The 3,898-nt window shown below is 53.9% G+C and carries 1 tRNA gene and 2 rRNA genes; all 3 read right to left on the bottom strand.

What is annotated here, in order from left to right:
- Nucleotides 1–21: 21 nt before the first annotated feature.
- The 3 genes from NKI61_RS32000 to NKI61_RS31990 all read right to left on the bottom strand — a co-directional run bounded on the left by NKI61_RS32000 (nucleotide 22) and on the right by NKI61_RS31990 (nucleotide 3,497).
- Nucleotides 22–98: transfer RNA gene (locus tag NKI61_RS32000), tRNA-Met, on the bottom strand.
- 283 nt (nucleotides 99–381) lie between these two features.
- Nucleotides 382–496, bottom strand: a 5S ribosomal RNA gene (rrf, locus tag NKI61_RS31995).
- Between the two features lie 199 nt (nucleotides 497–695).
- Nucleotides 696–3,497: ribosomal RNA gene (locus NKI61_RS31990) — 23S ribosomal RNA — on the bottom strand.
- Nucleotides 3,498–3,898 lie beyond the last annotated feature (401 nt).

The raw sequence follows: 3,898 nt of genomic DNA, 5'->3' as shown, positions 1-3,898 counted from the left end.
GAAGCGGGCTGTTTTTGATGTTGGTTGCGGGGACAGGATTTGAACCTGTGACCTTCAGGTTATGAGCCTGACGAGCTACCGGGCTGCTCCACCCCGCGTCACCTCCAGGGCAAGCTCTTGCTTGCTCCGGACTCTCCAGGGCAAGCTCTTGCTTGCTCCGGACTCTCCAGGGCAAGCTCTTGCTTGCTCCGGATCTGAAGCAAGCGTTTGCTTGCTTATCTGGACGTAAGCCTATGAACAGGATGGCTTACAGATAGGTATATGGCTGACCAAATGAAAGGGCCGCTTGCGCGGCCCGTGATCCCTTGGCGGGCCTTTTCGTAGAGAGAAGATTTCAGTTTCATCCGGTTTGCGGATGAGAGTTCAACGTGCGTTTTGCAGACCTGGCAGCGACCTACTCTCCCGCGTCTTGAGACGAAGTACCATCAGCGCTGGAGCGTTTCACGGCCGAGTTCGGAATGGGATCGGGTGCAGCCGCTCCGCCATAACCACCAGGTCGGCAAAACGCACGTTATATCGAGAAGCTGTTTTTTCGTGCCAAGGCGACGTTTGTGTCTAGCTAACGGACAAAGTCCGCAAGCGCGACTGCGCGTCGCCGGTTTTCCGGCGCCCTCGCGGAGCATAGGCCCGTAAGGGCCGCTCATGCGTGAGCGCTGGTCAGATCATCGTGTTCACGATGAGCATAAGGAATGAGAACGATCAAGCCGATCGAACTATTAGTACCGGTAAGCTTCAAGCGTTGCCGCTCTTCCACACCCGGCCTATCAACGTGGTCGTCTTCCACGGTTCTCAGGGAATACTCGTTTTAAGGTGGGTTTCCCGCTTAGATGCCTTCAGCGGTTATCCCGTCCGGATATAGCTACCCTGCTATGCGGCTGGCGCCACAACAGGTCCACCAGAGATCCGTCCATCCCGGTCCTCTCGTACTAGGGACAGATCCTTTCAATATTCCTACACCCACGGCAGATAGGGACCGAACTGTCTCACGACGTTCTGAACCCAACTCACGTACCGCTTTAAATGGCGAACAGCCATACCCTTGGGACCTGCTCCAGCCCCAGGATGCGATGAGTCGACATCGAGGTGCCAAACAACCCCGTCGATATGGACTCTTGGGGGTCATCAGCCTGTTATCCCCGGCGTACCTTTTATCCGTTGAGCGATGGCCCTTCCACGCGGGACCACCGGATCACTATGACCGACTTTCGTCTCTGCTCGACTTGTCAGTCTCGCAGTCAGGCAGGCTTATGCCATTGCACTCAGCGAACGATTTCCGACCGTTCTGAGCCCACCATCGCGCGCCTCCGTTACTCTTTAGGAGGCGACCGCCCCAGTCAAACTACCCACCATACATTGTCCCGGACCCGGATAACGGGCCGCGGTTAGACATCCATAGTAATAAGGGTGGTATTTCAAGGGTGGCTCCACCTGAGCTGGCGCCCAGGTTTCAAAGCCTACCACCTATCCTACACATGCCACTACGAATGCCAATGTAAAGCTATAGTAAAGGTGCACGGGGTCTTTCCGTCTAACCGCAGGAACCCCGCATCTTCACGGGGAATTCAATTTCACTGAGTCTATGCTGGAGACAGCGGGGAAGTCGTTACGCCATTCGTGCAGGTCGGAACTTACCCGACAAGGAATTTCGCTACCTTAGGACCGTTATAGTTACGGCCGCCGTTTACTGGGGCTTCGATTCAGAGCTTGCACCCCTCCTCTTAACCTTCCAGCACCGGGCAGGCGTCAGACCCTATACGTCGTCTTGCGACTTCGCAGAGCCCTGTGTTTTTGATAAACAGTCGCTACCCCCTGGTCTGTGCCACCCTCCTCTACTTGCGTAGAAAAGGGTCACGCTTCTTCCGAAGTTACGCGTGCAATTTGCCGAGTTCCTTCAGCATAGTTCTCTCAAGCGCCTTGGTATACTCTACCTGACCACCAGTGTCGGTTTCGGGTACGGTTTATAAGGAGGAGCTATTTCCTGGAACCGCTCCGCTGCCCGTTCAATCCGATAAGATTGGACAACTTGTGCGATCCGTCACTACCTCCAAGCCCACGAATATTAACGTGGTTCCCATCGACTACGCGTTTCCGCCTCGTCTTAGGGGCCGGCTAACCCTGCTCAGATTAGCTTTAAGCAGGAACCCTTGGTCTTTCGGCGGGGGAGTCTCTCACTCCCCTTACGTTACTCATGTCAGCATTCGCACTTCTGATACCTCCACCACCCCTCACGGGTATGGCTTCGTCAGCTTACAGAACGCTCCGCTACCGCTTGGCCCTTGCGGACCAAACCCTAAGCTTCGGTGTATGGCTTTAGCCCCGTTACATTTTCGGCGCAAAGACCCTTATTTAGACCAGTGAGCTGTTACGCTTTCTTTAAATGATGGCTGCTTCTAAGCCAACATCCTGGTTGTTTTGGGATCCTCACATCCTTTCCCACTTAGCCATAACTTGGGGACCTTAGCTGTAGGTCAGGGTTGTTTCCCTTTTCACGACGGACGTTAGCACCCGCCGTGTGTCTGCCGACTAGTACTCCCAGGTATTCGGAGTTTGGTTAGGTTTGGTAATCCGGTGAGGACCCCTAGCCCATCCAGTGCTCTACCCCCTGGGGTATTCGGTCGACGCTCTACCTAAATAGATTTCGCGGAGAACCAGCTATTTCCGAGTTTGATTGGCCTTTCACCCCTAGCCACAAGTCATCCCGAACTATTGCAACAGTTATGGGTTCGGTCCTCCAGTAAGTGTTACCTTACCTTCAACCTGCTCATGGCTAGATCACTCGGTTTCGGGTCTAATGCGACGAACTGAACGCCCTGTTCAGACTCGCTTTCGCTGCGCCTACACCTAGCGGTTTAAGCTTGCTCGTCACACTAAGTCGCTGACCCATTATACAAAAGGTACGTGGTGACCCTTGCGGGCTCCCACTGTTTGTAGGCAATCGGTTTCAGGTACTCTTTCACTCCCCTTGTCGGGGTGCTTTTCACCTTTCCCTCACGGTACTAGTTCGCTATCGGTCATGCACGAGTACTTAGGCTTGGAAGGTGGTCCTCCCAATTTCAGACAGGATTTCACGTGTCCCGCCTTACTCGAGGACGATTGATTGCATTACGCGTACGGGGCTGTCACCCACTATGGCCCTACTTTCCAGAAGGTTCCGCTTGTCTCTCAATCGCCACTGGCCTGGTCCGGGTTCGCTCGCCACTACTTCCGGAGTCTCGGTTGATGTCCTTTCCTACGGGTACTTAGATGTTTCAGTTCCCCGCGTTCGCCACTTTATCCCTATGTATTCAGGATAAGTTACCTATTATCGATACTTGGAAACCACAGCAGCAAGTCACCCTGCAGCTCTGATTTTCCAAGTACCTTAGGTGGGTTTCCCCATTCGGAAATCTACGGATCAAAGGGTATTCGCACCTCCCCGTAGCTTATCGCAGCGTATCACGTCCTTCATCGCCTGTGCATGCCAAGGCATCCACCAATTGCCCTTAAGACACTTGATCGTTCTCATTGCCAATGCCCACCCGCGCGATCTCGAAGAGATCGTCGCTTCAGCCTCTCCCTTGCGGGATTAGCGTCCGCGCGATCCCAAAGGGATCGTCGCATAAGCGCAATCCTGTGCGGGATTGGCGCTTGATGTCATTGGCACAAAAAGACCAGCTTCTCGAGATCGGTTCGAGGGTGCGGTTAGGCAAACCCATCATATGCGGGAGATTGAGCGTCTCCCGCGACAAATCACGAACCTTTCGGCTCATGAAGTTCGAACAAATCTTCTCTTTACGATGTCAAAACAGAACAAGCGGCAAGCCAAGAAGCTCACCACAAACCTTTATACGAATGACTTTTTTGACCACCCTCACTCGACACACTTCAAGGCGACGATCCTGCGGATCGCGCGACACGA

Source organism: Mesorhizobium sp. M0514 (assembly GCF_040321145.1).
GTDB lineage: Bacteria > Pseudomonadota > Alphaproteobacteria > Rhizobiales > Rhizobiaceae > Mesorhizobium.
Note: the sequence above shows the minus strand (reverse complement) of the source record. Positions and strands in the feature narration are given on the sequence as shown.